The sequence below is a fragment of the Streptomyces sp. NBC_00582 genome (genome assembly GCF_036345155.1).
Classification (GTDB): Bacteria; Actinomycetota; Actinomycetes; order Streptomycetales; family Streptomycetaceae; genus Streptomyces.
In genome coordinates this window covers 5,374,471-5,399,414 of sequence record NZ_CP107772.1, presented here as the reverse complement: position 1 = coordinate 5,399,414, position 24,944 = coordinate 5,374,471, and the positions used below count along the sequence as shown (strand labels likewise).

Sequence of the window (24,944 nt, the reverse complement as noted above, 5' to 3'; positions counted from 1 at the left end):
TCGGCGGTCAGCCGAGGGGGTGGGCGGCCAGCAGGTCGCCCAGGGCCTCCTCGTGCGCCGCGGCGGGGCCGAGCGACAGCTCCAGCTGCTTGGCCCAGGCGTGGAAGCGGTGCAGCGGATAGTCGACGTCGGCACCGAACCCGCCGTGCAGATGCTGTGCCGTCTGCACGATCCGCCGTACCCCCTCCGAGGCCCAGATCTTGGCCACGGCGACATCGCCGGACGCGGGCAGCGGGCCCGGGGCCCCGGCGGCGATCCGCCAGGCGGCCTGCCACAGGGTGACCTCCATCGCCCGCAGGTCGATGTAGCGGTCGGCGGCCTGGACGGCGACGGCCTGGAACGTGGCGATGGGGTGCCCGAACTGCTCCCGCTTGCTCGCGTAGTCGCTGGTCATCGCCAGCACCCGGTCCCCCACGCCGAGCGCCAGCGCACAGGTCCCGATGGTCAGCACCTGCCGGAGCCACTCCCAGGCGCCTTCGGCGGTGAGGACGTACCGGGACGGGATCCGCGCCGACTCCAGCCGCAGTTCGCCGAGCCGCTCGCCGGTGGTGGAGATCTGCTCGGCGAGGACGACTCCCTCCCGCTCCCGCGCGACCACGGCGAGGACGCTCCGGTCGTCGCCGGTGCGCGCCGGTACGAGGACGTGGTCGGCCTCATGGGCCCAGGGCACCGCAGTCTGCACCCCGTCCAGGATCCAGTCGCCCTCACCTTCCTGCCGTGCCGTCACGGCGAGTTCGGCCGCGTCGTGCCCGGTACGGCCGTGCGGCGCGACGGTCAGCACGACCTCGCCCCGCCCCGAGCGCGCGAGCAACTCCGACCTCAACTCCGGCCCGCCGTACGCCTGTACGGCCGCTGCTGCGGCGCCGCTCTCCAGCAGGGGCACCCGCGCCAGCACCTTCCCGGCCTCGCGCAGCACCAGGCACAGGGCGACCGCGTCCAGCCCGGCCCCGCCGTGCTCCTCGTCGAGCAGCAGGCTCAGCAGGTCCGCCGCGGCGAGCCTGCCCCACAGGGCCCGGTCGAAGGTGTCGGCCACCGGGCGGCCCTGGGTGAGCGCGGGGCTCGGCACCGCGTCGGGTGCGACCCCGGCGAACACCCCGCGGGCCGCCTCGGCCGCCGCCTGCTGCTCCTCGCTGAAGGTGAAGTCCACGGCCTGTCCTCTCCGACGGGTCGGCTGATCCGGCGGTATCCCGCCTGGATCTGACGGTCCGTCAAGATAGAACAGGTTCTAGAAGAAGGGAATGTCACCGGTCGAAGTCCACCTCCACGGCCTCCGTCACCGGATGCGACTGGCACGCCAGGACGTACCCGGCCTCCGTCTCCTCCGGTTCCAGCGCGAAGTTGCGGTCCATGCGCACCTCGCCGGAGACCAGGAAGGCCCGGCAGGTCCCGCACACCCCGCCCTTGCAGGCGTAGGGCGCGTCGGGCCGGTTGCGCAGCACCGTGTCCAGCACCGACTCCCCGTCCCGCACGGGCCAGCTGCCGCCCCGGCCGTCGAGCCGGGCCGTCACCGTCGCGTGCGCGGGAGCCGCCGCGGGCGTCGGGTGCGCCACGCCGTCGACGTGGAAGATCTCCTCGTGGATCCGCGCACGGGCGACCCCCAGCTCGCGCAGGGCCCGCTCGGCGCCCTGCACCAGTCCGAACGGCCCGCACAGGAACCAGCCCGCCACGTCCGCCACCGGCAGCAGCGCCGGCAGCAGCCCGGTCAGCCGCTCCCGGTCCAGCCGGCCGGACGGCAGCCCCGCCTGCTGCTCCTCCCGGGAGAGCACGGTCACGAGCTGAAGCCGCTCGGGAAAGCGGTCCTTGAGGTCGGCGACCTCCTCCAGGAACATCGTCGACGCGGCCGTACGGTCACCGCGTATCAGACAGAACCGGGCGCCGGGTTCACGGGCCAGCAGGGTCGCCACGATCGACAGCACCGGGGTGATGCCGCTGCCGCCGACGATCGCCGCGTACAGCCCGGGCGCCGGGTCGAGCGTGAACCGGCCCGCCGGGGTCATCACCTCCAGCTCGTCGCCGACGGCGATCTCCTTCAGCGCGTACGTCGAGAAGGCGCCGCCGTCGACCAGCCGCACGCCCACCCGCAGGGTGCGCGGCCCCTCGCCGGCGGGGTCGGGGGCGGGCGAGCAGATCGAGTACGTCCGCCGGATCTCGGTGCCCTCGGTCACCCGCCGCAGGGCGAGATGCTGTCCGGGCGCGTGCCGGTACTCCTCGCGCAGGGCCTCGGGGACGGTGAGGGTGAGGGCGACGGAGTCGTCGGTGAGCCGGTCCACCGCGGCCACACGGAGCGGGTGGAAGCGGGCCGTCACGGCTCGGGCCATCACAACTCCTTGAAGTGGTCGAAGGGTTCACGGCAGGCCAGACAGCGGCGCAGCGCCTTGCAGGCGGTGGAGGAGAACCGGCTGAGCAGCTCGGTGTCGGCGGATCCGCAGTGCGGGCAGCGCACCGGGTCCTCGTCGAGCGTCCTGGTGGCGCCCAGGGTGAGCGCGACCGGGCCGGTCTCCCGCGCCGTCCGGGGCGGCGCTATGCCGAACTCCCGGAGCTTGCGGCGCCCTTCGGCCGTGATGTCGTCCGTCGACCAGGCCGGGGCCAGCACCGTGCGCACGGTGACGTCCTGGACGCCGCGCTCGCGCAGCACCTGACGGATGTCCGCGGCCATCGTCTCGATCGCCGGGCAGCCGGTGTACGTCGGGGTCAGCTCGACCTCGACCGCGCCGGCGTCCTGGACACGCACCCCGCGCACCACGCCCAGCTCGCTCAGCGTCAGCACCGGCAGCTCCGGGTCCGGCACCGCACCGGCCAGCGCGAGCAGCTCCGCCTCCAGGGCGGTGGCCGTCACCACGACGCCCCCGGGTGGCTGCGGTGCAGATGCTGCATCTCGGCGAGCATCCGGCCGAAGGGCTCGGTGTGCACACCCTGCCGGCCCGCGCCGGCCGTCCAGGCACCGGACCGCGGCCCTTCGGGAAGCGTCAGACCGGCCCTGCTCAGCACCGCGCCGACGGCCTCAAGCCAGTCGGCCCGCAGCGCCTCGACGTCGACGTCGAGCCCCTCCACCGGCTGGAACATCTCGCCGGTGTAGCGCCACAGCGCGGTGCACGCCGTCCGCATCCGCTCATGGCTGAGGTCGGTGCCGTCGCCGAGCCGCAGCGTCCACTGCTCGGCGTGGTCGCGGTGGTAGGCGGTCTCCTTGACGGCCTTGGCGGCGAGCCCGGCGAACGGACCGTCCCCGGCGGCCAGTTCCGCGTACAGCAGATGCTGGTAGGTGGAGAAGTACAGCTGGCGGGCGATGGTGTGGGCGAAGTCGCCGTTCGGCTGCTCGACGAGCTGGAGGTTGCGGAAGGCGCGCTCCTCCCGCAGATAGGCCAGGTCGTCCTCGTCGCCGGCCATGGACAGCAGGACGCGGGCCTGGCCGAGCAGATCGAGGGCGATGTTGGCGAGGGCGACCTCCTCCTCGAGGACGGGCGCGTGGCCCATCCACTCCCCGAGGCGGTGGGAGAGCACCAGGGCGTCGTCGCCGAGGGCGAGGGCGGCGGTCACCGCAACGGTCGTGGTCACAGGTGCTGCACCCCCTCCGGGATCTCGTAGAAGGTCGGGTGGCGGTAGGGCTTGTCGGCGGACGGCTCGAAGAACGGGTCCTTCTCGTCCGGCGAGGAGGCGGTGACCGCCGAGGACGGCACGACCCAGATGGAGACGCCCTCGCCGCGCCGGGTGTACAGGTCGCGGGCGTTGCGCAGGGCGAACTCCGCGTCCGGCGCGTGCAGGCTGCCGGCGTGGGTGTGCGAGAGGCCGCGCCGGGAGCGTACGAAGACCTCCCACAGCGGCCAGTCGGTGTGCGTCATGCGTGTCCCACTTCCCTTTCCTGCCGGTCGCCTGTGTGTCCGGCCCGGTCGCCGGTGTGTTTGGCCGCGTGGGCCGCGGCGGCCTCCCTGACCCATGCGCCCTCGTCATGGGCGCGGCGGCGCTGGGTGATCCGCTGCTCGTTGCACGGCCCGTTGCCCTTGAGGACCTCCTTGAACTCCGTCCAGTCGATCGGGCCGAAGTCGTGCTGCCCCCGCTCCTCGTTCCACCGGAGGTCCGGGTCGGGCAGGGTGAGGCCGAGCGACTCCGCCTGCGGGACGCAGATGTCGACGAAGCGCTGGCGCAGCTCGTCGTTGGAGTGGCGCTTGATCTTCCAGGCCGTGGACTGCGCGGAGTGCGCGGACTCGTCGTCGGGCGGGCCGAACATCATCAGGGACGGCCACCACCAGCGGTCCACCGCGTCCTGGGCCATCGCGTGCTGCTCGGGGGTGCCCCGGCTGAGGGCCAGCAGCAGTTCGTATCCCTGGCGCTGGTGGAAGGACTCCTCCTTGCAGATACGGACCATCGCGCGCGCGTACGGGCCGTAGGAGCAGCGGCACAGGGGGACCTGGTTGGTGATCGCGGCGCCGTCCACGAGCCAGCCGATGGCTCCGACGTCCGCCCAGGTCAGCGTGGGGTAGTTGAAGATCGAGGAGTACTTCTGGCGGCCGCTGTGGAGCTTGTCGAGCAGTTCCTCGCGGCCGACGCCGAGGGTTTCGGCGGCGCTGTAGAGGTAGAGGCCGTGGCCGGCCTCGTCCTGGACCTTGGCCATCAGGATGGCCTTGCGGCGCAGGGAGGGCGCGCGCGTGATCCAGTTGGCCTCCGGCTGCATGCCGATGATCTCGGAGTGGGCGTGCTGGGCGATCTGCCGCACCAGCGTCGCGCGGTACGCGTCGGGCATCCAGTCGCGGGGCTCGATGCGCTCGTCGGCGGCCACCGCGGCGTCGAAAGTGCGCTGGTACGCCTCGTCGTCCGCGGTGCGGGGCGCGGTAGCTGTCGCCATGAGGTCCCCCTCTGTCGTCCGATCCTTTCCGGATCGCTCCCGACCGATCGTTCGGTCTGTGCGATTCCATGGTGCGACGGCCGTCGTAAGGTGTCAACCGCTGTGGATAACCCGTGGGCGGGGAGGGGCTGCGCCGAACGGGTGGGGCTGAGTACCGTTCGCGATTGCGCGACGCAGCAGGAACGGCAAGTCGACCGGATCGGGGAACGGGGCGGAATGGACGCGTACGACGGAGGGCCCGGCACCTCACGGGAGCCGGGGACGCCCGAGCAGGCGGGGCCGGAGACTCCGCCCACGAGCGCCGGGCCGGCGGGCGCCACGCCCCCGAGCGGTCCGCCCGCCGACGACGCGCCCGCGCCCGCACCCCGTACCGACGCGCCCGCGCCCGAACCCCGTACCGGCGTGGCCGCGCCCGCACCCCGTACCGGCGCGCCCGCGCCCGAACCCCGTACCGGAGTGGCCGCGCTCTCCCCCCGCTACCAGATAGGCGCGGCCCTGGCGCTCGCCGTCGTCGCCGTCGCCGTCTGTGTGCACCTGGGAATGGTGTTCCTGCATGTCGCGCCGTCGAACACGGTGACGAAGACGCACGGCAGGGCGATCGACGACTGGGTCTACCCCGAGTTCGAACAGAACTGGAAGCTGTTCGCGCCGAACCCGCTCCAGCAGAACATCGCGGTCCAGGTCCGCGCCCGGATCAGCACCGCGGACGGCGGCCTGCGCACCACCGGCTGGTACGACCTGTCCGCACAGGACGGCCGTGACATCGACCGCAACATCGTGCCGAGCCACACCCAGCAGAACGAGCTGCGCCGCGCCTGGGACTTCTTCACCGGCACCCACGGCTCCGACAACCGCCCCGTCGGGCTGCGCGGCGACCTCTCCGAGACCTATCTGCGCCGGATCGTCGAGCTGCGCCTGGAGCGCGGCGGCGCCGCAGGCGAGGGCGAAGCGCTCGAGCGGGTCCAGGTCCGCTCCCGGACCGTCAACGTGACCCCGCCGAAGTGGAGCAGCGAGAAGGTGTCGTCGACGCCGGTGTACCGGGTGCTGCCCTGGTGGACGGTGCCGGACGCCGAGGCCGCGGGAGGTGTGCGGTGAACCGGTTCACCCTGACGGTGTCCGCCGCCATCGCGCGGGTCACCGAGGCGCTCGGTACGTACCAGAGCGCCGTGGTCCGGATCGGCTTCAGCGCGACCTGGCTGATGTTCCTGCTGCGCGAGCTCCCCCACCGCGAGGAGCTCTACGGCCCCGACGGACCCTGGAGCTGGGTCCTGGCCCGGCAGCTCATCGACACCAACGGCGCCTTCACGGCCCTGATGTGGTCGGACGGGCGGGTCTGGTTCGAGATCGTGTACGCCCTCGCCGTGCTCGCGAGCGCCCTGCTGCTGGTCGGCTGGCGGACCCGCACGATGTCCGTGCTGTTCATGGTCGGCGTGCTCTCGCTGCAGAACCGCAGCGTCTTCATGGGGGACGGCGGCGACAACGTCCTGCACCTGATGGCGATCTACCTGGTGTTCACCCGCTGCGGCCGCGTCTGGTCGCTGGACGCCCGCCGGGCGCGCCGCGCCGAGGAGGCACGCGCGCGGGGGGAGCGGGTCACCGACCGGGTCGGGCCCGCCCTCTGGGTGGTCCTCGGGGCGGTGCTGATCACGGTGACGGCGCTGGGCCGGTTCCACAGCCAGTGGACGATCCCGGCGCTCCTGTGGACGGCGTGGGCCGCGCAGGCCCTGTGGTGGCTCGTGGGGCGCCGCGCCAGGTCCGCGGAGCCCCGGATCCTGCTCGACGTGATCGCCAACATCCTGCACAACGGCGCCCTCGTCGTGATCATGGCCGAGGCCTGCCTGATCTACGCGACGGCCGGCTGGTACAAGATCCAGGGCTCGCGCTGGCAGGACGGCACCGCCGTCTACTACCCGCTGCACCTGGACTACTTCTCGCCCTGGCCCGCCCTCGGCGACCTGCTGTCGAGCAGCGGCACGATGGTGATGCTGGTGACGTACGGCACGGTCGTCGTGCAGGTCGCCTTCCCGTTCACGCTGTTCAACCGCCGGGTGAAGAACGTGCTGCTGGCGGTGATGATGACCGAGCACGCCGCGATCGCCGTGATCCTCGGCCTGCCGTTCTTCTCGCTGGCGATGATCGCGGCGGACGCGGTCTTCCTGCCGACGCCGTTCCTGCACCGGCTGGGCGCCTGGGCGGTACGCGCGCGTGTCCTCGTCTTCTCGCGCGACGGCCGCGCCGCCGTGCCGCGCCAGCGCACCCCGGAGAGCTCCGAGGCCACCCACGTGGGCTCCCCGACGTAGGCTCCCCGAGACGACCGACCGCCGCCCGACCCCGTGAGCGCCCGATGACCGACCCCGTGAGCGACTGGCACCGCCTGGCCGACTCGCACGTCCTGCTGGACGGCTTCCACGCCCTCAAGCACGCCGTGCGCTTCGGGGCGGAGGTGCCGGTCGCGCTCGCCGCCGACCGGCAGGCGGCGCTCGCCCTCGCCGACGACCTCGCCCCGGACGTACGGGACACGCTGGACGCCCTCCTGACGGAGGTCCCGGAGACGACGTACGCCGCGCTGGTGCCGCGCCCGCACCCCACGGGCGTGGCCGCCCTGGCCGTACGGCCCTCCCGCGCGGCCCGGCTGGCGAGGCTGGCGCACACGCCCCGCACCGCGCCGGTCGTGGTCCTCGACAACCCGCGCAACCTCGGCAACGCGGGGGCGGTGATCCGGCTGGCCGCCGGCTTCGGGGTGACCGGTGTGGTCACCACCGGCACGCTCGACCCCTGGCACCCGACCGTCGTACGCGGCGGCGCGGGACTGCACTTCGCGACCGCCGTGGAGCGGCTGGCCGTGTTCGACCTGCCCGCCGGGCCGGTGTTCGCCCTGGACCCGGAGGGCGAGGACCTGCGGGGCGTCGAGCTCCCCGACGACGCCCTCCTGGCCTTCGGCTCCGAACGCACCGGCCTCTCCGCGGACCTGCGCGCCCGCGCCGACCACCTGCTGTCCCTCCCGATGCGCCCCCAGGTCTCCAGCTACAACCTGGCGACGAGCGTGGCGATGACGCTGTACCACTGGAGCATGACGGGAGGGAGGCGCAGCGTTCTCTAGGCGTCCCGGCGCACCTCGACGACCCGGAACCGGTTGGCCACGAAGGCCCCGTCACACAGCGCGGAGTTGGCCGCCGGATTCCCGCCCGAGCCGTGGAAGTCGGAGAACGCGGCCGTCTGGTTGACGTACACCCCACCGGTGAGGTTGAGCGACAACTGGGCCGCCTCCTCCAGACACACCTCCTCGATCTCCCGCTCGACCACCGGGTCGGTCGTGTAGGCCCCGACGGTCATCGCGCCCTTCTCCCGCACCGTCCGCCGCAGCAGTTCGGTCGCGTCCGCGGCGGAGTCGACGGCGACGGCGAAGGAGACCGGACCGAAGCACTCGCTCATGTAGGCGGCCTCGTCGTCGGGCTTGGCGCCGTCCAGCTTCACGATCACCGGCGTGCGCACGACCGCTTCGGGGAACTCGGGGTTGGTCACCTCGCGGGAGGCGAGGGCGACCTCGCCCAGACCGGCGGCGGCCTCCAGCCGGGCCTTGACGTCGGGGTTGACGATCGCGCCGAGCAGCGCGTTCGCGCGGGCGTCGTCGCCGAGCAGGCCGTCGACGGAGCGGGCGAGGTCGGCGACGACCTCGTCGTAGGTCTTCGGGCCCTCGTCGGTGCGGATGCCGTCGCGGGGGATCAGCAGGTTCTGCGGGGTGGTGCACATCTGGCCGCTGTACAGGGACAGCGAGAACGCCAGGTTGGCGAGCATGCCCTTGTAGTCGCCGGTGGACTCGACCACGACCGTGTTGACGCCGGCCTTCTCCGTGTAGACCTGCGCCTGCCGGGCGTTGGCCTCCAGCCAGTCGCCGAAGGAGGTCGAGCCCGTGTAGTCGATGATCTTGATCTCGGGGCGGGTCGCCAGGGTCTTGGCGATGCCCTCGCCGGGGCGCTCGGCGGCCAGGGCGACCAGGTTCGCGTCGAAGCCGGCCTCGGCGAGGACCTCGCGCGCGACCTGGACCGTCAGCGCGAGCGGCAGCACCGCGCGCGGGTGCGGCTTGACCAGGACCGCGTTTCCGGTGGCCAGGGAGGCGAACAGGCCCGGGTAGCCGTTCCACGTCGGGAAGGTGTTGCAGCCGATCAGCAGGGCGATGCCGCGCGGGACGGCGGTGAAGGTCTTGGTCATCGCGAGCGGGTCGCGCTTGCCCTGGGGCTTGCTCCACTCCGCCGTGCCGGGCGTGCGGACCTGCTCGGCGTACGCGTAGGCCACCGCCTCCAGGCCGCGGTCCTGCGCGTGCGGGCCGCCCGCCTGGAACGCCATCATGAACGCCTGCCCGGAGGTGTGCATGACCGCGTGGGCGAACTCGTGCGTCCGGCCTGCGATCCGCCGGAGGATCTCCAGGCAGACCACCGCGCGGACCTCCGCGCCCGCCTCGCGCCAGGCGCGCTGTCCGGCCGTCATGGCGGGCAGCAGCACGTCCACGTCCGCGTGCGGGTAGGTCACGCCCAGGGGCAGGCCGTACGGGGAGGTCTCGTCGCCCACCCAGTCGTCGGTGCCGGGCTGGCCGAGGTCGAGGCGGGTGTTCAGCAGGGCGTCGAAGGCGGCCTTGCCGGCGGCCGCGTCCAGGCTGCCGTTCTCCCCGTAGGCCTTGGGGTGCTCGGGGTGGGGGGACCAGTACGCGCGGGTGCGGATCGCTTCCAGGGCCTGGTCGAGCGTGGGCCGGTGCTGGGCGATCAGATCGTGCGTGGTCGGTTCGGCGGCGGCCATGCGGGACCAACTCCTCGTCTTCAGAACTCTCCGTCGAGCTCATGACCTGGCGGAAACCTGGGCAGGACCCGCCCGTGAGAGCTAGAGTAACCGAACGATCGGTCGGGACAAGGGGGCCTGCCGCATCTGTGGAAAACCCCGTGCGGGAGGATCGCGCACATGACAGCACTCGACCTCAGCAGCCCCGTGGCCGTCGTCGGCACCGGCACCATGGGCCAGGGCATCGCCCAGGTCGCGCTGGTCGCCGGACACCCCGTGCGGCTGTACGACGCCGTGCCCGGCCGGGCACGGGACGCGGCCGCCGCGATCGGCGCCCGCCTCGACCGGCTGGTGGAGAAGAACCGTCTCGCCGCCTCCGACCGGGACATCGCCCGCGCCCGTCTGGTGGCCGCGGACAGCCTCGACGACCTCGCGGACTGCGGACTGGTCGTGGAGGCCGTCCTGGAGCGCCTGGACGTCAAACAGGAGCTCTTCCGCCAACTGGAGGAGGTGGTCGGCGAGCACTGTCTGCTCGCGACCAACACGTCCTCCCTGTCGGTGACGGCCATCGGCGGCGCCCTGCGCAACGCCGGCCGTTTCGTGGGCCTGCACTTCTTCAACCCGGCGCCGGTGCTGCCGCTGGTCGAGGTCGTCTCCGGGTACGCCACCGACGTCACCTCGGCCACGCGCGCGTACGAGACGGCACGCTCCTGGGGCAAGACCCCGGTCGCCTGCGCCGACACCCCCGGGTTCATCGTCAACCGCATCGCGCGGCCCTTCTACGCCGAGGCCTTCGCCGTCCACGAGGCGCAGGGCGCCGACCCGGCCACCATCGACGCGGTGCTGCGCGAGTCCGGCGGCTTCCGGATGGGCGCCTTCGAACTGACCGACCTGATCGGGCAGGACGTCAACGAGTCCGTCACGCACTCGGTGTGGCAGTCCTTCTTCCAGGACGTCCGCTTCACCCCCTCGCTCTCCCAGCGCCGCCTCGTCGAGTCCGGCCGCCTCGGCCGCAAGACCGGCCAGGGCTGGTACGACTACCGGGACGAGGCGGAGCGCGCCGAGCCGCACACCGCCGAGAAGCAGCAGGCGCCCGCCTACGTCCTCGCCGAGGGCGACCTGGGCCCCGCCTCCGAGTTGCTCGCGCTGATCCGCGAGGCGGGCATCCAGGTCCGCGAGGACGAGGAGGACCACGGCACCCGGCTGGTGCTGCCCGGCGGAGGCCAGCTCGCCCTCGCCGACGGCCAGACCTCCGTGGAGTTCCGCGACGTCGTCTACTTCGACCTCGCGCTCGACTACCGCAAGGCCACCCGGATCGCCCTGTCCGCCTCCCAGGACACCTCGCCGCAGACCCTGTCCGAGGCGATCGGCCTGTTCCAGGCGCTCGGCAAGGACGTCAGCGTCATCGGCGACGTCCCCGGCATGATCGTCGCCCGCACGGTCGCCCGGATCGTCGACCTCGCGCACGACGCCGTCGCCAAGGGTGTCGCCACCGAGGAGGACATCGACACCGCGATGCGCCTCGGCGTGAACTACCCCCTCGGCCCCTTCGAGTGGAGCCGCCGCCTGGGCCGTATGTGGGCGTTCTCCCTCCTGGACGACCTGCACGAGCGCGACCCCTCCGGCCGCTACGCGCCCTCCCTCGCGCTGTACCGGCACTCCTTCGCCACCGAGAAGAGGGAGGGCGCCTCGTGACCACCGCCAAGCGCGACACGTACACCCCGGAGACCCTGCTCTCCGTCGCCGTCCAGGTCTTCAACGAGCGCGGCTACGACGGCACCTCCATGGAGCACCTCTCCCGTGCGGCGGGCATCTCCAAGTCGTCGATCTACCACCATGTGGCCGGCAAGGAGGAGCTGCTGCGCCGGGCCGTCAGCCGGGCCCTGGACGAGCTGTTCGGGATCATGGAGGAGGAGCACGCGCGCGTGGGGCGGGCCGTGGAGCGCCTGGAGTACGTCGTACGGCGCATGGTCGAGGTCCTCATCGGCGAGCTGCCGTACGTCACGCTGCTGCTGCGCGTGCGCGGCAACACCGACACCGAGCGGTGGGCCCTGGAACGGCGCCGGGACTTCGACCACCGGGTCGCCGAGCTGCTCAAGGCGGCCGCCGCCGACGGGGACGTGCGCGGCGACGTGGAGGTGCGGCTCGCCACCCGGCTGGTCTTCGGGATGATCAACTCCATCGTCGAGTGGTACCGGCCGGGCGGCCGCGGGATGGCCGAGGGCGATGTGGCCGACGCGGTGGTACGGCTGGTCTTCGCCGGCCTGCGCACCGAGCACTGACGCGCGCCGACGCCCTACCCCTGCGGCTCCAGGTCCTCCTCCTCGAACACCAGCAGCGTGCGGGTGCTGAGCACCTCGGGGATGGCCTGGAGCCGGGTCAGCACGACCTCGCGCAGCGCCCTGTTGTCGGGCGTGTGCACCAGGAGCAGCACATCGAAATCGCCCCCGACCAGGGCGATGTGGGAGGCGCCGGGCAGCTGTCTGAGCTGCTCGCGCACGGTCCGCCAGGTGTTCTGCACGATCTTGAGCGTGATGTACGCGCTGGTCCCCTGCCCGGCGCGCTCATGGTTCACCCGGGCGCCGAAGCCCCGGATGACGCCGTCCTCGACGAGCCGGTTGATCCGCGCGTAGGCGTTGGCCCGCGAGACGTGCACCCGTTCGGCGACCGACCGTATCGAGGCCCGGCCGTCCGCCTGGAGCATCTGCAGGATGTCCCGGTCGATGGCGTCGAGCGGACGCGCCGGCGGCGGCTCCTGCGCGCTCTCCCCGGTCTCCGGGTACTCGGCCATTTGTTCAGGTGCCATGTCCCCCCGCCTCTCCGCCATGGACGTACTGCGTCCATCTCAGGTTGTGGAGAACCGTTTGTCCACAGCCTGAGGGGGCCTGTAGCCAAAATGTGCCGACGACCGAACAATCGGTAGGTGAGGCGGGTCACAAGCCGACCCGTCTCCCTGAGCCGCTCCCACGAGGAGGTGCCGTCATGACGGTCATGGAGCAGCGGGGCGCGTACCGGCCGACCCCGCCGCCCGCCTGGCAGCCCCGCACCGACCCCGCGCCGCTGCTGCCGGACGCGGAGCCCTACCGCGTCCTCGGCACCGAGCAGGCCGCGAAGGCCGATCCGGAGCTGCTGCGGCGGCTGTACGCCCATCTGGTGCTGGGCCGCCGCTACAACGCCCAGGCCACCGCCCTCACCAAGCAGGGGCGGCTCGCCGTCTACCCCTCCAGCACCGGTCAGGAGGCCTGCGAGGTCGCCGCCGCGCTGGCCCTGAAGGACCGCGACTGGCTCTTCCCCAGCTACCGCGACACCCTCGCGGTCGTCGCCCGCGGTGTCGACCCCGTCGAGGCGCTCACCCTGCTGCGCGGCGACTGGCACACCGGCTACGACCCGTACGAGCACCGCGTGGCCCCCCTGTGCACCCCGCTCGCCACCCAGCTCCCGCACGCCGTGGGCCTCGCGCACGCCGCCCGCCTCAAGGGCGACGACGTGGTCGCGCTCGCCATGGTCGGCGACGGCGGCACCAGCGAGGGCGACTTCCACGAGGCGCTGAACTTCGCCGCCGTGTGGCAGGCCCCGGTCGTCTTCCTCGTCCAGAACAACGGCTTCGCGATCTCCGTTCCGCTCGCCAAGCAGACCGCCGCCCCCTCCCTCGCCCACAAGGCCGTCGGCTACGGCATGCCGGGCCGCCTGGTCGACGGCAACGACGCGGCCGCCGTGCACGAGGTCCTCACCGACGCCGTACGGCACGCGCGCGAGGGCGGTGGCCCGACCCTCGTCGAGGCCGTCACGTACCGCATCGAGGCGCACACCAACGCCGACGACGCCACCCGCTACCGGGGCGACGCCGAGGTCGAGGCCTGGCGCGAGCACGACCCGATCCTGCTGCTGGAGCGCGAGCTCACCGCGCGCGGTGAGCTCGACGACCAGGCCCGGCAGGCCGCGCGGGACGCCGCCGAGACGATGGCCGCCGATCTGCGCGCCCGCATGAACCAGGACCCGGTCCTCGACCCCCGGGACCTCTTCGCCCACGTGTACGCCGAGGACACGCCCCAGTTGCGCGAACAACGCGCCCTGCTGGAGGCCGAACTCGCGGCGGAGCAGGAAGGCGCCGACCGATGACCACCGTCGCCCTCAAGCCCGCCACCATGGCGCAGGCCCTCACGCGCGCGCTGCGCGACGCGATGGCCGCCGACCCGTCCGTGCACGTCCTGGGCGAGGACGTGGGCGCCCTCGGCGGTGTCTTCCGGGTCACCGACGGACTCGCCAAGGAGTTCGGCGAGGACCGCTGCACCGACACCCCGCTCGCCGAGGCCGGCATCCTCGGCACCGCCGTCGGCATGGCCATGTACGGACTGCGCCCGGTCGTCGAGATGCAGTTCGACGCCTTCGCCTACCCGGCGTTCGAGCAGCTCATCAGCCATGTCGCCCGGATGCGCAACCGCACCCGCGGCCGGATGCCCCTGCCGATCACGATCCGCGTCCCCTACGGCGGCGGCATCGGCGGCGTCGAGCACCACAGCGACTCCTCCGAGGCCTACTACATGGCCACCCCGGGGCTCCACGTCGTCACCCCCGCCACCGTCGCCGACGCCTACGGCCTGCTGCGCGCAGCCATCGCCTCCGACGACCCCGTGGTCGTCCTCGAACCCAAGCGGCTGTACTGGTCCAAGGACACCTGGAACCCCGAGGAGCCGCAGCCCGTCGACCCGATCGGACGCGCCGTCGTGCGCCGCTCCGGCCGCAGCGCGACCCTGATCACGTACGGCCCGTCGGTCCCCGTCTGCCTCGAAGCCGCCGAGGCGGCCCGCGCCGAGGGCTGGGACCTGGAAGTCGTCGACCTGCGCTCCCTGGTGCCCTTCGACGACGAGACGGTCGCCGCCTCGGTCCGTCGTACCGGGCGCGCGGTCGTCGTCCACGAGTCGGGCTCCTACGGCGGCCCCGGCGGGGAGATCGCGGCCCGCGTCACGGAACGCTGCTTCCACCACCTGGAGGCACCGGTGCTCCGGGTCGCCGGCTTCGACATCCCCTACCCGCCGCCGATGCTGGAGCGCCACCACCTGCCCGGCGTCGACCGCATCCTGGACGCCGTGGCACGGCTGCAGTGGGAGGCCGGGAACTGATGGCACAGGTGCTGGAGTTCAAGCTCCCCGACCTCGGTGAGGGGCTCACCGAGGCGGAGATCGTGCGCTGGCTCGTCCAGGTCGGCGACGTCGTCGTCGTGGACCAGCCGGTCGTCGAGGTCGAGACGGCCAAGGCGATGGTCGAGGTGCCCTGCCCCTACGGCGGTGTGGTCACCGCCCGCTTCGGCGAGGAGGGCACCGAACTGCCCGTCGGCGCCCCCCTGATCACGGTCGCCGTCGGAGCGCCGGCCTCCGGCGGTTCACCGGAGGGCTCGGGCAACGTGCTGGTGGGATACGGCACCTCGGAGGCACCGGCGCGACGCAGGCGGGTGCGGTCCGCGCAACCGGCCCCGGCCGCTCCCGCCCCGGCCGTGACTCCCGCGCCTGCCACGCCTTCCGCTCGTCCCGGGCGCTCCGAGGGCCCGGTTCCGGTGATCTCCCCGCTGGTGCGTCGGCTCGCCCGCGAGAACGGGCTGGACCTGCGGGAGCTGACGGGCTCCGGCCGGGACGGGCTGATCCTGCGCGCGGACGTGGAGAACGCCCTCAGGGCGGCCGCGACCGCTCCCGAACCCACCCCCCTCTCCGTGGCCCCTCCCGTCTCCCTCACCGGCGGCCACCGCGTCCCTCTCAAGGGGGTCCGGGGCGCCGTCGCGGACAAGCTCTCCCGCAGCCGTCGGGAGATCCCCGACGCGACCTGCTGGGTGGACGCCGACGCGACCGAGCTGATGCGCGCCCGGGCCGCGATGAACGCCGCCGGCGGCCCGAAGATCTCCCTCCTCGCGCTGCTCGCCCGTATCTGCACCGCCGCCCTGGCCCGTTTCCCGGAGCTGAACTCCACCGTCGACCAGGAGGCGCGTGAGATCGTCCGGTTCGACCAGGTGCACCTGGGTTTCGCCGCGCAGACCGAGCGGGGACTGGTCGTGCCCGTCGTGCGCGACGCCCAGGCCCGGGACGCCGAGGGGCTCACCGCCGAGTTCGCCCGGCTCACCGAGGTGGCCAGGGACGGCCGTCTCACCCCCGGTGAGCTGACCGGCGGGACCTTCACGCTCAACAACTACGGCGTCTTCGGTGTCGACGGCTCCACGCCGATCATCAACCATCCCGAGGCGGCCATGCTCGGCGTCGGCCGGATCGTCCCCCGGCCGTGGGTGCACGAGGGCGAGCTGGCCGTGCGCCAGGTCGTCCAGCTCTCGCTGACCTTCGACCACCGGGTCTGCGACGGCGGCACCGCCGGAGGCTTCCTGCGGTACGTCGCGGACTGCGTGGAACAGCCGGCGGTGCTCCTGCGCACGCTGTGATCACGCGGTCCCCGCGTTCCCTGTGATCGAGGAGGCCCGCATACTCAGGGGGTGACCTCGTTCGAGCACTCCGGCACCCCCGCCGGCCGTCCGCCGGGGCGGACCGCCGTCGCGTACGACGCCGTCGTGCTCGCCGGCGGCGGCGCCCGGCGGCTCGGCGGCGCCGACAAGCCCGGTGTGCGGGTGGGCGGACGGGCGCTGCTCGACCGGGTGCTCGCCGCCTGCGCCGACGCGTCCGCCACCGTCGTGGTCGCCGATCCCCGGCCCACCGTCCGGCCCGTGCGCTGGGCGCGCGAGGAGCCGCCGGGCGCGGGTCCCGTGGCCGCGCTCGACGCCGGGCTGCGCCGCACCACGGCCGACGACGTCCTCGTCCTCTCCGCCGACCTGCCCTTCCTCGCCGCCGGCACCGTACGGCGGCTGCTGACCGCCCTGCGCGCGGGCACCGCCGACGGAGCGCTGCTCACCGACGCCGACGGGCGCGACCAGCCGCTCGTCGCCGCCTACCGCACGGCCGCCCTGCGCCGCGAGCTGGCGCCGCTCGGCGCGGCCCCCGGCGGCCTCACGGGGCTGCCTCTGCGCCGGCTGACCGCCGGCCTCCACCTCACTCGCGTCCCCGACCCCGTCGCGTCCTTCGACTGCGACACCTGGGACGACATCGCCACCGCCAGGGCACGCATCAGGGAGCATGACCACGTGTTGGACGAATGGATTTCCGCAGTCAAGGACGAGCTGGGCATCGACCTCGACGTCGACACCGGCGTGCTCCTCGATCTCGCCCGGGACGCCGCCCACGGTGTGGCGCGGCCCGCCGCGCCGCTGACGACCTTCCTGGTCGGCTATGCGGCGGCCCGGGCCGAGGGAGGCCCGGAGGCCGTCGCCGAGGCCGCCCACAGGGCCGCGGCCCTGGCTCTGCGCTGGGCCAAGGAGGCGGAGGAGCCGGGCTCGACGGCCTCCGACGGCTCCACCGCCGCACAGCCCGGCGACCCGGCACCGGACGCGGGATGACCCGCCGCGGCATCCGTACGGGCCGGGACGAGAAGGCCCCCGATGCCGAGGGCTTCGACGTCGAGGAGGTGCTCGCCCTCGTGAACGACGGCAAGGGCCCCGCCCGCCCGGCCGGCGACTCCGAGCCCGGGCCGGCCGCCCCACGCCCCGGAGACGGCGGAGCCGGTCCCACCGGCGGCACCCACCGCGCAGTCTCCACGCCCTCTCCGGGTGACCGCCACGCCCCCCGGCACCACGCCACCCCCTGGCCCGAGGCCCGGACCATCGCCGCCCGGGCCGCCCGGTCCCAGGCTGCCCGCCGCGCCCCCGTCTCCGTGACCCTCGGCGACGCCCTCGGTCTCGTCCTCGCCGCGCCGCTGACCGCCCTCACCGACCTGCCCTCCTTCGACACCTCCGCCATGGACGGCTGGGCGGTCGCGGGCCCGGGCCCCTGGCGGGTCCGGGACGAGGGTGTGCTGGCCGGCAGCACCACCCCCGAGCGCCTCGCCGACGGCGAGGCCGTCGGGATCGCCACCGGCGCCCGGATCCCCCCGGACACCACGGCGGTCCTGCGCAGCGAACACGGCCGCACCGACGCCCAGGGCCGGCTGCACCCGACCCGGGACATGAGCCACGGCCAGGACATCCGCCCCCGCGGCCAGGAGTGCCGCAGCGGCGATCAGTTGCTGCCCGCCGGCGCGGTGGTGACCCCGGCCGTCCTCGGCCTCGCCGCGGCCGCCGGCTACGACACCCTGGCCGCCGTACCGCGGCCCCGCGCCGAGGTGTTCGTCCTGGGCGACGAACTGCTCACCGAGGGCCGTCCGCACGACGGTCTGATCCGGGACGCGCTCGGTCCGATGCTGCCGCCGTGGCTGCGGGCCCTCGGCGCCGAGGTCGTCGCGGTGCGGCGGATCGGCGACGACGAGAAGGCCCTGCACCGGGCCGTCAGCCGGTCCTCCGCGGACCTGATCGTCACCACCGGCGGCACCGCCTCGGGACCCGTCGACCATGTCCACCCCGTCCTGCGCCGCGTCGACGCCGAACTCCTCGTCGACGGTGTCCAGGTGCGCCCCGGCCACCCCATGCTGCTGGCCCGCACCAAGGAGGACCAGCACCTCGTCGGGCTGCCCGGCAACCCCCTCGCGGCCGTCTCCGGCCTCCTCACGCTCGCCGAGCCCCTGCTCGCAACCCTGTCCGCCCGACCCGCCCAGGAGCGGTACGCGCTGCCTCTGCGGGACGAGGTGCACGGGCATCCGTACGACACCCGGCTCGTCCCGGTGGTGCTGCGCGGCGACCATGTCCTGCCGCTGCACTACAACGGTCCGGCGATGCTCCGGGGCGTCGCGGCGGCCGATGCGCTGGCCGTCGTACCGCCGGGTGGTGCCCGGGCGGGTCAACCGACGGAACTCCTCGACCTGCCGTGGGCGACGGCCGGGGTCACTGGCTGTTTCACGTGAAACATACGGTCGGGGCGCGCCTGCACGTGTTTCACGTGAAACAAACCGCCTGTTTCACGTGAAACACCCGCATGGCGGACCTCGTCACACCTGTTCGGCCGCCGGAACGGCTCGGCGGACCGTGATCACCCGGTCCCCCTGCTGGAGCAGGGTGAGCCGGGGGTCGGCGTAGTCGAGAAGCTGTCGGCCCCGGACGACGGCCACGACCAGGTCCGCGGAGCTGCGGGGCGACTGTCCTTCCTCCCCCGCGGCGACGGGGCGTTCCACGAGGGTCAGCCCGCTGCCGAGGGTCATCAGGTCCTCCAGGGTCTTCGCCACGGTCGGGCTGACCATCGAGACACCGAGCAGCCGACCGGCCGAGGACGAGCTGGTGACCACGGTGTTCGCACCGGACTGCCGAAGCAGGGGCACGTTCTCGTCCTCCCGGGCGGCCACCACGATCGTGGCGCGCCGGTTGAGCTGCCGGGCCGTCAGGGTGACCAGGGCGGCCGTGTCGTCGCGTTGCGGGGCGACGATCACCCGGGAGGCGTGCGGGACCTCGGCGCGCCGCAGTACCTCGCTGCGGGTGGCGTCCCCGGTGATCGCCACCAGCCCGTCGTCGCCGGCCGCTTCGGAGGCCTTGCGCTGGCTGTCCACGACCACGATCCGTTCCTTGGCGATGCCCTGCCCGACCAGCGTCTCCACCGCGTGCCGGCCCTTCGTGCCGTATCCGACGACCACGACGTGATCACGGGTGCGCATGCGCCAGCGGTGGATGCGGACCTGCTGCCGGGTGCGCTCGGTGAGGACCTCCAGGGTGGTGCCGACCAGGATGATCAGGAACAGCACGCGCAGCGGGGTGATGACGAGGATGTTGACCAGCCGGGCGGTGTCGCTGACGGGGGTGATGTCGCCGTAGCCGGTGGTGGAGAGGGTGACCGTGGCGTAGTAGGCGGAGTCGAGGAAGTCCACGGAGCCGTCGGAGTTGTCGTTGTAGCCCTCGTGGTCGGCGTAGACGATCAAAGTGGTCAGGGCCAGCACCAGCAGGGCCATGGCGAGGCGACGCAGCACCTGCTGGAGCGGGGGCGCGCCCACGTTCACCGGCATGGTGATGGACCGCCCGGCCTCGGCGTCGTCGCGGGCCTCCCGGCGGGAGCGGTACCAGAGGGACCTGACGAGGGAGAGCCGCACCGGCCCGGTGGGCTGTCGTTCCTGGTCCTTCATCGCGTGCCCCCTGTGGCCGTGATCCGATCGATGGGCACCATGGTTCCCGGCGGGTTCCTGCCCGTCATGAAGCAACACGGTCCATGGACCCGCGTCCGTCCCTTCCGCCCCGTACGTTCCCGCTCCGGAGGTCCCCTTGCGCGACCACATTGTCGTCGTCGGTTTCGGCACGAAGGGGAGGTCCGCGATCCGGACGGCCTGCGCCTCGGGGCTGCGCAAGGACCAGGTGGTGGTGATCGACCCCAGCGGCAAGGCGATCGACACGGCGACCGCCGAGGGCTACGAGGGCGTGGTGGGGGACGCCACCCGCAGCGATGTGCTGCGGCGGGCGGAGGTGCAGCGGGCCGGGCGGATCATCATCGCGACCCAGCGCGACGACACGGCCGTCCTGGTGGCCCTGACGGCCCGCCAGCTCAACCCGGACGCGAAGATCGTGGCCGCCGCGCGCGAGGAGGAGAACGCGCCGCTGCTGAAACAGTCCGGCGCCGACGAGGTCATCACCAGCGCCGGAGCGGCCGGACGGCTGCTGGGCCTGTCCGTGCTCAGCCCGTCCGCCGGGCTGGTGATGGAGGACCTGATACAGCAGGGCAGCGGGCTGGACCTCGTCGAGCGGACCGTCACCAAGGCGGAGGCGGGCCGCGGTCCGCGTGAGACGGACGACCTGGTGGTCAGCGTCGTCCGCGGCCACCGGGTCCTCGCCTACGACGATCCCGCCATCGGCCCGCTGGAGCTGACGGACCGGCTGATCACGATCGTCCGGGTGGACTGAGCCGCTACTTGCGGTTGTAGAGCCGCATCGTGATCGGCCCGAAGACCAGCACGAACAGCGCGGCCCACCCCAGCGACCAGGCGATCTCGGCACCCGGCCAGTCCCCGGCCATCAGGCCCCGTACCGCCGTCGCCAGATGGGTCACCGGGCTGTTGTTGACGAAGGCCTGCAGCCAGCCCGGCATGGTGTGCGGGTCGACGAACACGTTCGACAGGAAGGTGAGCGGGAAGATCACCATCATGCTGACGCCCATCACCGACTTCTCGGTGCGCAGCAGCAGCCCGAACATGGTCCAGATCCACGAGAAGGCGAACGAGAAGACGACCAGCAGGGCGATGCCCGCGAGCACGCCGCCGACACCGCCGTCCGGGCGGTAGCCGAGGACGAGCCCGACGGTCAGCATCACGACGGAGGCGATCGTGTAGCGCAGGGCGTCGCCGAGGAGATAGCCGACCATCGTCGCCGGCCGCCAGATCGGCAGCGAGCGGAACCGGTCGAAGACGCCCTTCTCGATGTCGGTGTTCACCGAGACACCCGTGTACATCGTGATCATCACGACCGACATCACCAGGATGCCCGGCAGCAGGAACTGGATGTACTCCTGCGGGGAGCCGGCCAGGGCGCCCCCGAACAGGTACGTGTACATCAGCACCATCATGATCGGGAACGCGGTGACGTCGAAGAGCTGCTCCGGCACGTGCTTGATCTTGAGGATCGCCCGCCAGCCGAAGGTCAGCGACGTCGACCAGGCACTCGGGCGCGCCGGCCGTTCACCGGCCACGAGCAGCGCGGTCAGCGACTCGGCGCTCACCGGGGTGAGTTCCTGGGTGTCCGTGGTCGTCGCGGTGCTCATGCCGCCACCTCGTCCTTGGTGGAGTTCACGGTCGTGTCGTGTCCGGTGAGGGCCAGGAACACCTCGTCGAGGCTGGGCTGGCCGAGGGAGAAGTCGTCGACGGTGATCCCGGCCCGGGCGAGTTCGCCGAGGGCGCGGGAGGCCTGCTCGGCGGCCGTGTCGCCGGTCGCCGCGGCGAGCCGGGCGGTCAGCGCCACCGGATCGGGGTCCTGCTGGACCTCGGCGTCCAGGGCCAGCCGCAGCATCCGCTCGGCCTCCGGCCGCTGTGCGGGGTCCCGCAGCCGCAGATGCACGGAGCCCGCGCCCACGGACGCCTTCAGGTCGCCCTTCGTGCCCTCGGCGATCACCCGGCCGTGGTCGATGACGGCGATCCGGGAGGCGAGCTGATCGGCCTCGTCGAGGTACTGCGTGGTGAGCAGCACGGTCGTGCCCTGCGCGACCACCGCCCGCACGATGTCCCAGACCTGGTTGCGGCTGCGCGGGTCCAGACCGGTGGTCGGCTCGTCCAGGAACAGCAGGTCAGGGGTGCTGAGGATGGAGGCGGCGATGTCGATACGGCGCCGCATGCCGCCCGAGTAGTGCTTGACCTGCTTTCCGGCCGCGTCCACCAGCCCGAACGCGGCCAGGAGCCGCGCGGACCGTTCCCGGGCCGCCTTCTTGCCGTGCCCGAGGAGCCGGCCCAGCAGCACGAGGTTCTCGGTGCCGGTGAGGTCCTCGTCCACGGACGCGTACTGCCCGGTGAGACTCACCAGGCCACGCACCTCGTCGGCCTCGCGGACCACGTCGTGGCCGAAGACATGGGCCTCGCCGCCGTCGGGACGCAGCAGGGTGGCGAGCATCTTCACCGTGGTCGTCTTCCCGGCGCCGTTGGGCCCGAGGACGCCGTAGACCGTGCCGGCCGGCACGGCGAGGTCGACGCCGTCCACGGCCCTGGTCGTGCCGAACGTCTTCACCAGGCCCGCGGTCTCGATGGCCAGGTCTGCGGTGTGCCGACTCATGGGGTGTCCTTCCGCGTACATGGGCTACGCATGGGGAGACCTTTACTGTCCGCCGAACTCATCGGTGATCGCACGCCGTTTTCCCGGGGGACGCCGTGGCCTGGGTGCCTTCGGGGGCGAGGGGTAGCGTCCCCCTCATGCATGCGATCACGATTCCCGAACCTGGTGGTCCCGAGGCGCTGGTGTGGGACGAGGTCCCCGATCCCGTACCCGCCGAGGGCGAGGTCCTGGTCGAGGTGGTGGCCGGCGCGGTCAACCGCGCCGACATCCTGCAGCGGCAGGGCTTCTACGACCCGCCGCCCGGCGCCTCCCCCCATCCCGGCCTGGAGTGCTCCGGCCGGATCGCCGCGCTCGGCCCCGGCGTCGACGGCTGGGCCGTCGGTGACGAGGTGTGCGCACTGCTCTCCGGCGGCGGATACGCCGAGAAGGTCGCCGTTCCGGCCGGGCAGCTCCTGCCCGTGCCCGAGGGCGTGGATCTCCGGCAGGCCGCCGCGCTGCCCGAGGTGACCTGCACGGTCTGGTCGAACGTGTTCATGGTCGCCCAGCTGCGCCCCGGCGAGACGCTGCTCGTGCACGGCGGCTCCAGCGGCATCGGCACCATGGCGATCCAGCTCGCCAAGGCCGTCGGCGCGAGGGTCGCGGTCACGGCGGGCACCAAGGAGAAGCTGGAGCGCTGCGCCGAGCTGGGCGCGGACATCCTGATCGACTACCGCGAGCAGGACTTCGTCGCCGAGCTGAAGGCGGCCACCGGCGGCGCGGGCGCCGACGTGATCCTCGACAACATGGGCGCGAAGTACCTGGACCGCAACGTCCAGAGCCTCGCCGTCAACGGCCGGCTCGCGATCATCGGTATGCAGGGCGGCATCAAGGCCGAGCTGAACATCGCGGCGCTCCTCACCAAGCGGGCCGCGATCAGCGCGACCTCTCTGCGGGCCCGCCCGCTCGCCGAGAAGGCGGCCATCGTCGCGGCCGTACGCGAACATGTCTGGCCCCTGCTCGCGGAGGGTCGTGTCCGCCCCGTCGTCGACCGCGAGCTCCCGATGAGCGAGGCCGCCGCGGCACACCGGGTCGTCGAGGAGAGCGGCCACGTGGGCAAGGTGCTGCTGGTCGTGCCGTAGCGCGCCGCTCAGGACCGTCGCAGCCGGAGCGCGGCCAGGCCGAGACCCAGCCCGAGCCCGATGAGGACCAGTCCGCTGCCCAGCGGCAGGATCCGCAGCACGGGCCCCTCGGCCGCCGCCCCCGGCGCGGCGGCCTGCGGTGCGGAGGCCTCCGGCACGACGGCGGCCGCCGGCGCCGACTCCTCGCCGGCGCCCGCGTCCGGCACCCCCTCGTTCTCGTCCGCCGCGTCACCCGAGCCGTCGGAGTCACCCGGGCTGTCGGAGTCACCGGAGTCACCCGAGCCGGAGCCGTCGCCGGTACCGGTGCCGTCGGTCCCGTCCTCGCCGTCACCGGTCTCCTGGCCCGTGCCGTCCTCGTCCTCCGCCGTGCCCTTCTCCTCGTCCGGCCGCCCGGGCCGCGCCCGCCCCTCGCCGGCCCTGCTCCCGGCCCGGTCGGGTTCGCGGGAGGAGGAAGCGGAGGGGGAGGGAGAGCCGACCGCCACCGGACGCCTGCCCTGCGCCGAGCCTCTGTCCCGCGTCCGGCTCCGGCCGTCCGTACGACCACCGTGGTCCGTACGACCTCCGTCGTCGGTACGGCCACTGTCGTCGGTACGACCACTGTCGTCCGTCACACCTCTGTCGTCCGTCGAGCTCCGGCCGTACGTCGATACGCTCCCGTACGTCGATACGCTCCCATACGACGAGACGCTCCCGTACGTCGATACGGCCGCGTACGTCGATACGGCTCCGTACGACGAAACGGCCCCGTACGGCAGCACCAGTACCCCCACCGCGCACAACCCCCGCCGCAATCGAGTCACGCACCCAAGACTCACACTCCCGGTGAATCCCCGCATACCGGACTCCACCGAACGCGTGCCCCGCGGAAACGGTGGATCTTCCTCCATGGGGGGCACCACGATGATGAGGTGTAGGCGTGCGAGAGAATGGCGGCATGGAGATGCCGAGGAACGAAAGGTCGCCGGAGACCGCCCAGAAGATCCTGGTCGTGGGTCAGGACGGGATGGCACTCGATGGCGTCGACGCCGACGAGGACTCCCGTGAGATCCCGGTGACGGAGCAGGTCGAGCAGCCGGCGAAGGTCATGCGGATCGGCAGCATGATCAAGCAGCTGCTGGAGGAGGTGCGCGCGGCTCCCCTGGACGAGGCGAGCCGGGCCCGGCTGAAGGAGATCCACTCCAGCTCGGTGAAGGAGCTGGAGGACGGTCTGGCGCCGGAGCTCGTCGAGGAACTGGAACGGCTCTCCCTGCCGTTCAACGAGGACTCCACTCCCAGCGACGCGGAACTGCGGATCGCGCAGGCCCAGTTGGTCGGTTGGCTGGAGGGACTCTTCCACGGCATCCAGACCACGCTGTTCGCCCAGCAGATGGCGGCCCGCGCGCAGTTGGAGCAGATGCGCCGGGCGCTCCCGCCGGGCGTGGGCGGTCACGAGGGTGGCGACGACCCCCGCACGGGCGGCCGTTCGGGCGGACCGTACCTCTAAGGCCGTATCTCCAGGGCCCGTACCTCTAAGAACAGCTCAGACGACACAGGGCCC

At 72.9% G+C, this 24,944-nt stretch carries 24 protein-coding genes and 1 pseudogene; 13 read left to right on the top strand and 12 right to left on the bottom strand.

All coding sequences use genetic code 11. From position 1 onward, the window contains the following. Window positions 1-7: 7 nt before the first annotated feature. The 6 genes from OG852_RS24065 to paaA form a co-directional block, all read right to left on the bottom strand. Window positions 8-1,147 carry an acyl-CoA dehydrogenase family protein gene (locus OG852_RS24065; RefSeq protein ID WP_330348925.1) on the bottom strand — a complete coding sequence of 380 codons (1,140 nt, stop codon included), beginning with the start codon at window positions 1,145-1,147 and terminating at the stop codon, window positions 8-10. Between the two features lie 94 nt (window positions 1,148-1,241). Beyond that, the gene (locus OG852_RS24060) at window positions 1,242-2,318 is read right to left on the bottom strand and encodes a 2Fe-2S iron-sulfur cluster-binding protein (RefSeq protein ID WP_330348924.1); all 1,077 of its coding nucleotides are present in this window, start codon (window positions 2,316-2,318) and stop codon (window positions 1,242-1,244) included. After that, entirely contained in the window at window positions 2,318-2,839 is a 522-nt protein-coding gene (gene paaD / locus OG852_RS24055) for a 1,2-phenylacetyl-CoA epoxidase subunit PaaD (protein WP_133911021.1), read from the bottom strand. Before paaD ends, OG852_RS24060 begins: the two co-directional genes overlap by 1 nt. Next, window positions 2,833-3,552 (bottom strand): 1,2-phenylacetyl-CoA epoxidase subunit PaaC, encoded by a 720-nt coding sequence (gene paaC, locus OG852_RS24050; protein ID WP_330348923.1) that lies wholly within the window; start codon window positions 3,550-3,552, stop codon window positions 2,833-2,835. Before paaC ends, paaD begins: the two co-directional genes overlap by 7 nt. After that, window positions 3,549-3,836 (bottom strand): 1,2-phenylacetyl-CoA epoxidase subunit PaaB, encoded by a 288-nt coding sequence (gene paaB / locus OG852_RS24045; RefSeq protein WP_019526615.1) that lies wholly within the window; start codon window positions 3,834-3,836, stop codon window positions 3,549-3,551. The genes paaC and paaB overlap by 4 nt, the downstream gene beginning before the upstream one ends. Next, window positions 3,833-4,837: a 1,2-phenylacetyl-CoA epoxidase subunit PaaA gene (gene paaA, locus OG852_RS24040; RefSeq protein ID WP_133911019.1), complete on the bottom strand. Its 1,005-nt coding sequence runs from the start codon at window positions 4,835-4,837 to the stop codon at window positions 3,833-3,835. Before paaA ends, paaB begins: the two co-directional genes overlap by 4 nt. Before the next feature lie 216 nt (window positions 4,838-5,053). Here paaA and OG852_RS24035 point away from each other — a divergent pair, with 216 nt between their 5' ends. From OG852_RS24035 to OG852_RS24025, 3 genes are read left to right on the top strand one after another with little or no spacing between them, the layout of a single operon-like run. Beyond that, on the top strand, window positions 5,054-5,932 hold the full coding sequence (locus OG852_RS24035; protein WP_330348922.1) for a DUF5819 family protein: 879 nt from the start codon (window positions 5,054-5,056) through the stop codon (window positions 5,930-5,932). Then, a complete protein-coding gene (locus tag OG852_RS24030; protein WP_133911017.1) occupies window positions 5,929-7,137 on the top strand; it encodes an HTTM domain-containing protein in 1,209 nt (402 codons plus the stop codon). Before OG852_RS24035 ends, OG852_RS24030 begins: the two co-directional genes overlap by 4 nt. Window positions 7,138-7,181: 44 nt before the next feature. Next, window positions 7,182-7,937 carry a TrmH family RNA methyltransferase gene (locus OG852_RS24025; protein WP_133911016.1) on the top strand — a complete coding sequence of 252 codons (756 nt, stop codon included), beginning with the start codon at window positions 7,182-7,184 and terminating at the stop codon, window positions 7,935-7,937. Here OG852_RS24025 and paaN read toward each other — a convergent pair. Further along, the gene (gene paaN, locus OG852_RS24020) at window positions 7,934-9,628 is read right to left on the bottom strand and encodes a phenylacetic acid degradation protein PaaN (protein WP_133911015.1); all 1,695 of its coding nucleotides are present in this window, start codon (window positions 9,626-9,628) and stop codon (window positions 7,934-7,936) included. The two genes, OG852_RS24025 and paaN, sit on opposite strands and share 4 nt — an antisense overlap. Window positions 9,629-9,787: 159 nt before the next feature. Here paaN and OG852_RS24015 point away from each other — a divergent pair, with 159 nt between their 5' ends. Together OG852_RS24015 and OG852_RS24010 are read left to right on the top strand one after the other, a co-directional pair. Continuing rightward, on the top strand, window positions 9,788-11,302 hold the full coding sequence (locus OG852_RS24015) for a 3-hydroxyacyl-CoA dehydrogenase (RefSeq protein WP_133911014.1): 1,515 nt from the start codon (window positions 9,788-9,790) through the stop codon (window positions 11,300-11,302). After that, window positions 11,299-11,889, top strand: a complete 591-nt coding sequence (locus OG852_RS24010) for a TetR/AcrR family transcriptional regulator (RefSeq protein ID WP_133911013.1) — start codon at window positions 11,299-11,301, stop codon at window positions 11,887-11,889. Before OG852_RS24015 ends, OG852_RS24010 begins: the two co-directional genes overlap by 4 nt. 14 nt (window positions 11,890-11,903) lie before the next feature. On the opposite strand, the gene OG852_RS24005 is transcribed toward OG852_RS24010, so the two are convergent. Next, entirely contained in the window at window positions 11,904-12,413 is a 510-nt protein-coding gene (locus tag OG852_RS24005; RefSeq protein ID WP_443064556.1) for an Lrp/AsnC family transcriptional regulator, read from the bottom strand. Window positions 12,414-12,589: 176 nt separating this feature from the next. Here OG852_RS24005 and pdhA point away from each other — a divergent pair, with 176 nt between their 5' ends. The 5 genes from pdhA to OG852_RS23980 are packed head-to-tail and all read left to right on the top strand — an operon-like array spanning window position 12,590 to window position 18,466. Next, the gene (gene pdhA / locus OG852_RS24000; RefSeq protein ID WP_133911012.1) at window positions 12,590-13,726 is read left to right on the top strand and encodes a pyruvate dehydrogenase (acetyl-transferring) E1 component subunit alpha; all 1,137 of its coding nucleotides are present in this window, start codon (window positions 12,590-12,592) and stop codon (window positions 13,724-13,726) included. Continuing rightward, a complete protein-coding gene (locus OG852_RS23995; protein WP_330348921.1) occupies window positions 13,723-14,727 on the top strand; it encodes an alpha-ketoacid dehydrogenase subunit beta in 1,005 nt (334 codons plus the stop codon). The genes pdhA and OG852_RS23995 overlap by 4 nt, the downstream gene beginning before the upstream one ends. After that, window positions 14,727-16,025, top strand: a complete 1,299-nt coding sequence (locus OG852_RS23990; protein ID WP_330348920.1) for a dihydrolipoamide acetyltransferase family protein — start codon at window positions 14,727-14,729, stop codon at window positions 16,023-16,025. Before OG852_RS23995 ends, OG852_RS23990 begins: the two co-directional genes overlap by 1 nt. A 51-nt stretch (window positions 16,026-16,076) precedes the next feature. Beyond that, a complete protein-coding gene (locus OG852_RS23985; RefSeq protein ID WP_330348919.1) occupies window positions 16,077-17,030 on the top strand; it encodes an NTP transferase domain-containing protein in 954 nt (317 codons plus the stop codon). Beyond that, on the top strand, window positions 17,027-18,466 hold the full coding sequence (locus OG852_RS23980; protein ID WP_330348918.1) for a molybdopterin molybdotransferase MoeA: 1,440 nt from the start codon (window positions 17,027-17,029) through the stop codon (window positions 18,464-18,466). Before OG852_RS23985 ends, OG852_RS23980 begins: the two co-directional genes overlap by 4 nt. Before the next feature lie 84 nt (window positions 18,467-18,550). Here the strand turns inward: OG852_RS23980 and OG852_RS23975 are convergent, their stop codons facing one another. Continuing rightward, window positions 18,551-19,669 carry a potassium channel family protein gene (locus tag OG852_RS23975; protein WP_133911007.1) on the bottom strand — a complete coding sequence of 373 codons (1,119 nt, stop codon included), beginning with the start codon at window positions 19,667-19,669 and terminating at the stop codon, window positions 18,551-18,553. A gap of 136 nt (window positions 19,670-19,805) precedes the next feature. On the opposite strand from OG852_RS23975, the pseudogene OG852_RS23970 reads away from it, so the two are divergent. Continuing rightward, window positions 19,806-20,438 (top strand): annotated as a pseudogene (locus OG852_RS23970) (potassium channel family protein); the annotation flags it as partial. A gap of 4 nt (window positions 20,439-20,442) precedes the next feature. Here the strand turns inward: OG852_RS23970 and OG852_RS23965 are convergent. Together OG852_RS23965 and OG852_RS23960 are read right to left on the bottom strand one after the other, a co-directional pair. Further along, window positions 20,443-21,291, bottom strand: coding sequence for an ABC transporter permease (locus OG852_RS23965; protein ID WP_330348917.1), 849 nt, complete (start codon window positions 21,289-21,291; stop codon window positions 20,443-20,445). After that, window positions 21,288-22,289, bottom strand: coding sequence for an ATP-binding cassette domain-containing protein (locus OG852_RS23960; RefSeq protein ID WP_133911004.1), 1,002 nt, complete (start codon window positions 22,287-22,289; stop codon window positions 21,288-21,290). The genes OG852_RS23965 and OG852_RS23960 overlap by 4 nt, the downstream gene beginning before the upstream one ends. A gap of 137 nt (window positions 22,290-22,426) precedes the next feature. Between OG852_RS23960 and OG852_RS23955 the strand changes: the two genes are divergently transcribed. Next, complete coding sequence (locus OG852_RS23955) at window positions 22,427-23,407, top strand: NAD(P)H-quinone oxidoreductase (protein ID WP_133911003.1); 981 nt, start codon at window positions 22,427-22,429, stop codon at window positions 23,405-23,407. 8 nt (window positions 23,408-23,415) lie between these two features. Here OG852_RS23955 and OG852_RS23950 read toward each other — a convergent pair whose 3' ends face one another. Next, window positions 23,416-23,889, bottom strand: coding sequence for a hypothetical protein (locus OG852_RS23950; protein ID WP_330348916.1), 474 nt, complete (start codon window positions 23,887-23,889; stop codon window positions 23,416-23,418). Window positions 23,890-24,341: 452 nt separating this feature from the next. Here OG852_RS23950 and OG852_RS23945 point away from each other — a divergent pair, with 452 nt between their 5' ends. Then, window positions 24,342-24,890 (top strand): bacterial proteasome activator family protein, encoded by a 549-nt coding sequence (locus OG852_RS23945; protein WP_133911001.1) that lies wholly within the window; start codon window positions 24,342-24,344, stop codon window positions 24,888-24,890. Window positions 24,891-24,944: the final 54 nt, after the last annotated feature.

What these genes read in the sequence shown, in the direction of transcription:
- OG852_RS23955 (WP_133911003.1), top strand. Translation starts at nt 22,427, where the DNA reads ATGCATGCGATCACGATTCCCGAACCTGGTGGTCCCGAGGCGCTGGTG.
- OG852_RS23945 (WP_133911001.1), top strand. Translation starts at nt 24,342, where the DNA reads ATGGAGATGCCGAGGAACGAAAGGTCGCCGGAGACCGCCCAGAAGATC.
- OG852_RS24035 (WP_330348922.1), top strand. Translation starts at nt 5,054, where the DNA reads ATGGACGCGTACGACGGAGGGCCCGGCACCTCACGGGAGCCGGGGACG.
- OG852_RS23965 (WP_330348917.1), bottom strand. Translation starts at nt 21,291, where the DNA reads ATGAGCACCGCGACGACCACGGACACCCAGGAACTCACCCCGGTGAGC.
- paaB (WP_019526615.1), bottom strand. Translation starts at nt 3,836, where the DNA reads ATGACGCACACCGACTGGCCGCTGTGGGAGGTCTTCGTACGCTCCCGG.
- OG852_RS24060 (WP_330348924.1), bottom strand. Translation starts at nt 2,318, where the DNA reads ATGGCCCGAGCCGTGACGGCCCGCTTCCACCCGCTCCGTGTGGCCGCG.
- OG852_RS23960 (WP_133911004.1), bottom strand. Translation starts at nt 22,289, where the DNA reads ATGAGTCGGCACACCGCAGACCTGGCCATCGAGACCGCGGGCCTGGTG.
- OG852_RS23990 (WP_330348920.1), top strand. Translation starts at nt 14,727, where the DNA reads ATGGCACAGGTGCTGGAGTTCAAGCTCCCCGACCTCGGTGAGGGGCTC.
- OG852_RS24005 (WP_443064556.1), bottom strand. Translation starts at nt 12,413, where the DNA reads ATGGCACCTGAACAAATGGCCGAGTACCCGGAGACCGGGGAGAGCGCG.
- pdhA (WP_133911012.1), top strand. Translation starts at nt 12,590, where the DNA reads ATGACGGTCATGGAGCAGCGGGGCGCGTACCGGCCGACCCCGCCGCCC.
- OG852_RS23995 (WP_330348921.1), top strand. Translation starts at nt 13,723, where the DNA reads ATGACCACCGTCGCCCTCAAGCCCGCCACCATGGCGCAGGCCCTCACG.
- OG852_RS23975 (WP_133911007.1), bottom strand. Translation starts at nt 19,669, where the DNA reads ATGAAGGACCAGGAACGACAGCCCACCGGGCCGGTGCGGCTCTCCCTC.
- OG852_RS23980 (WP_330348918.1), top strand. Translation starts at nt 17,027, where the DNA reads ATGACCCGCCGCGGCATCCGTACGGGCCGGGACGAGAAGGCCCCCGAT.
- paaA (WP_133911019.1), bottom strand. Translation starts at nt 4,837, where the DNA reads ATGGCGACAGCTACCGCGCCCCGCACCGCGGACGACGAGGCGTACCAG.
- OG852_RS24025 (WP_133911016.1), top strand. Translation starts at nt 7,182, where the DNA reads ATGACCGACCCCGTGAGCGACTGGCACCGCCTGGCCGACTCGCACGTC.
- OG852_RS24015 (WP_133911014.1), top strand. Translation starts at nt 9,788, where the DNA reads ATGACAGCACTCGACCTCAGCAGCCCCGTGGCCGTCGTCGGCACCGGC.
- paaN (WP_133911015.1), bottom strand. Translation starts at nt 9,628, where the DNA reads ATGGCCGCCGCCGAACCGACCACGCACGATCTGATCGCCCAGCACCGG.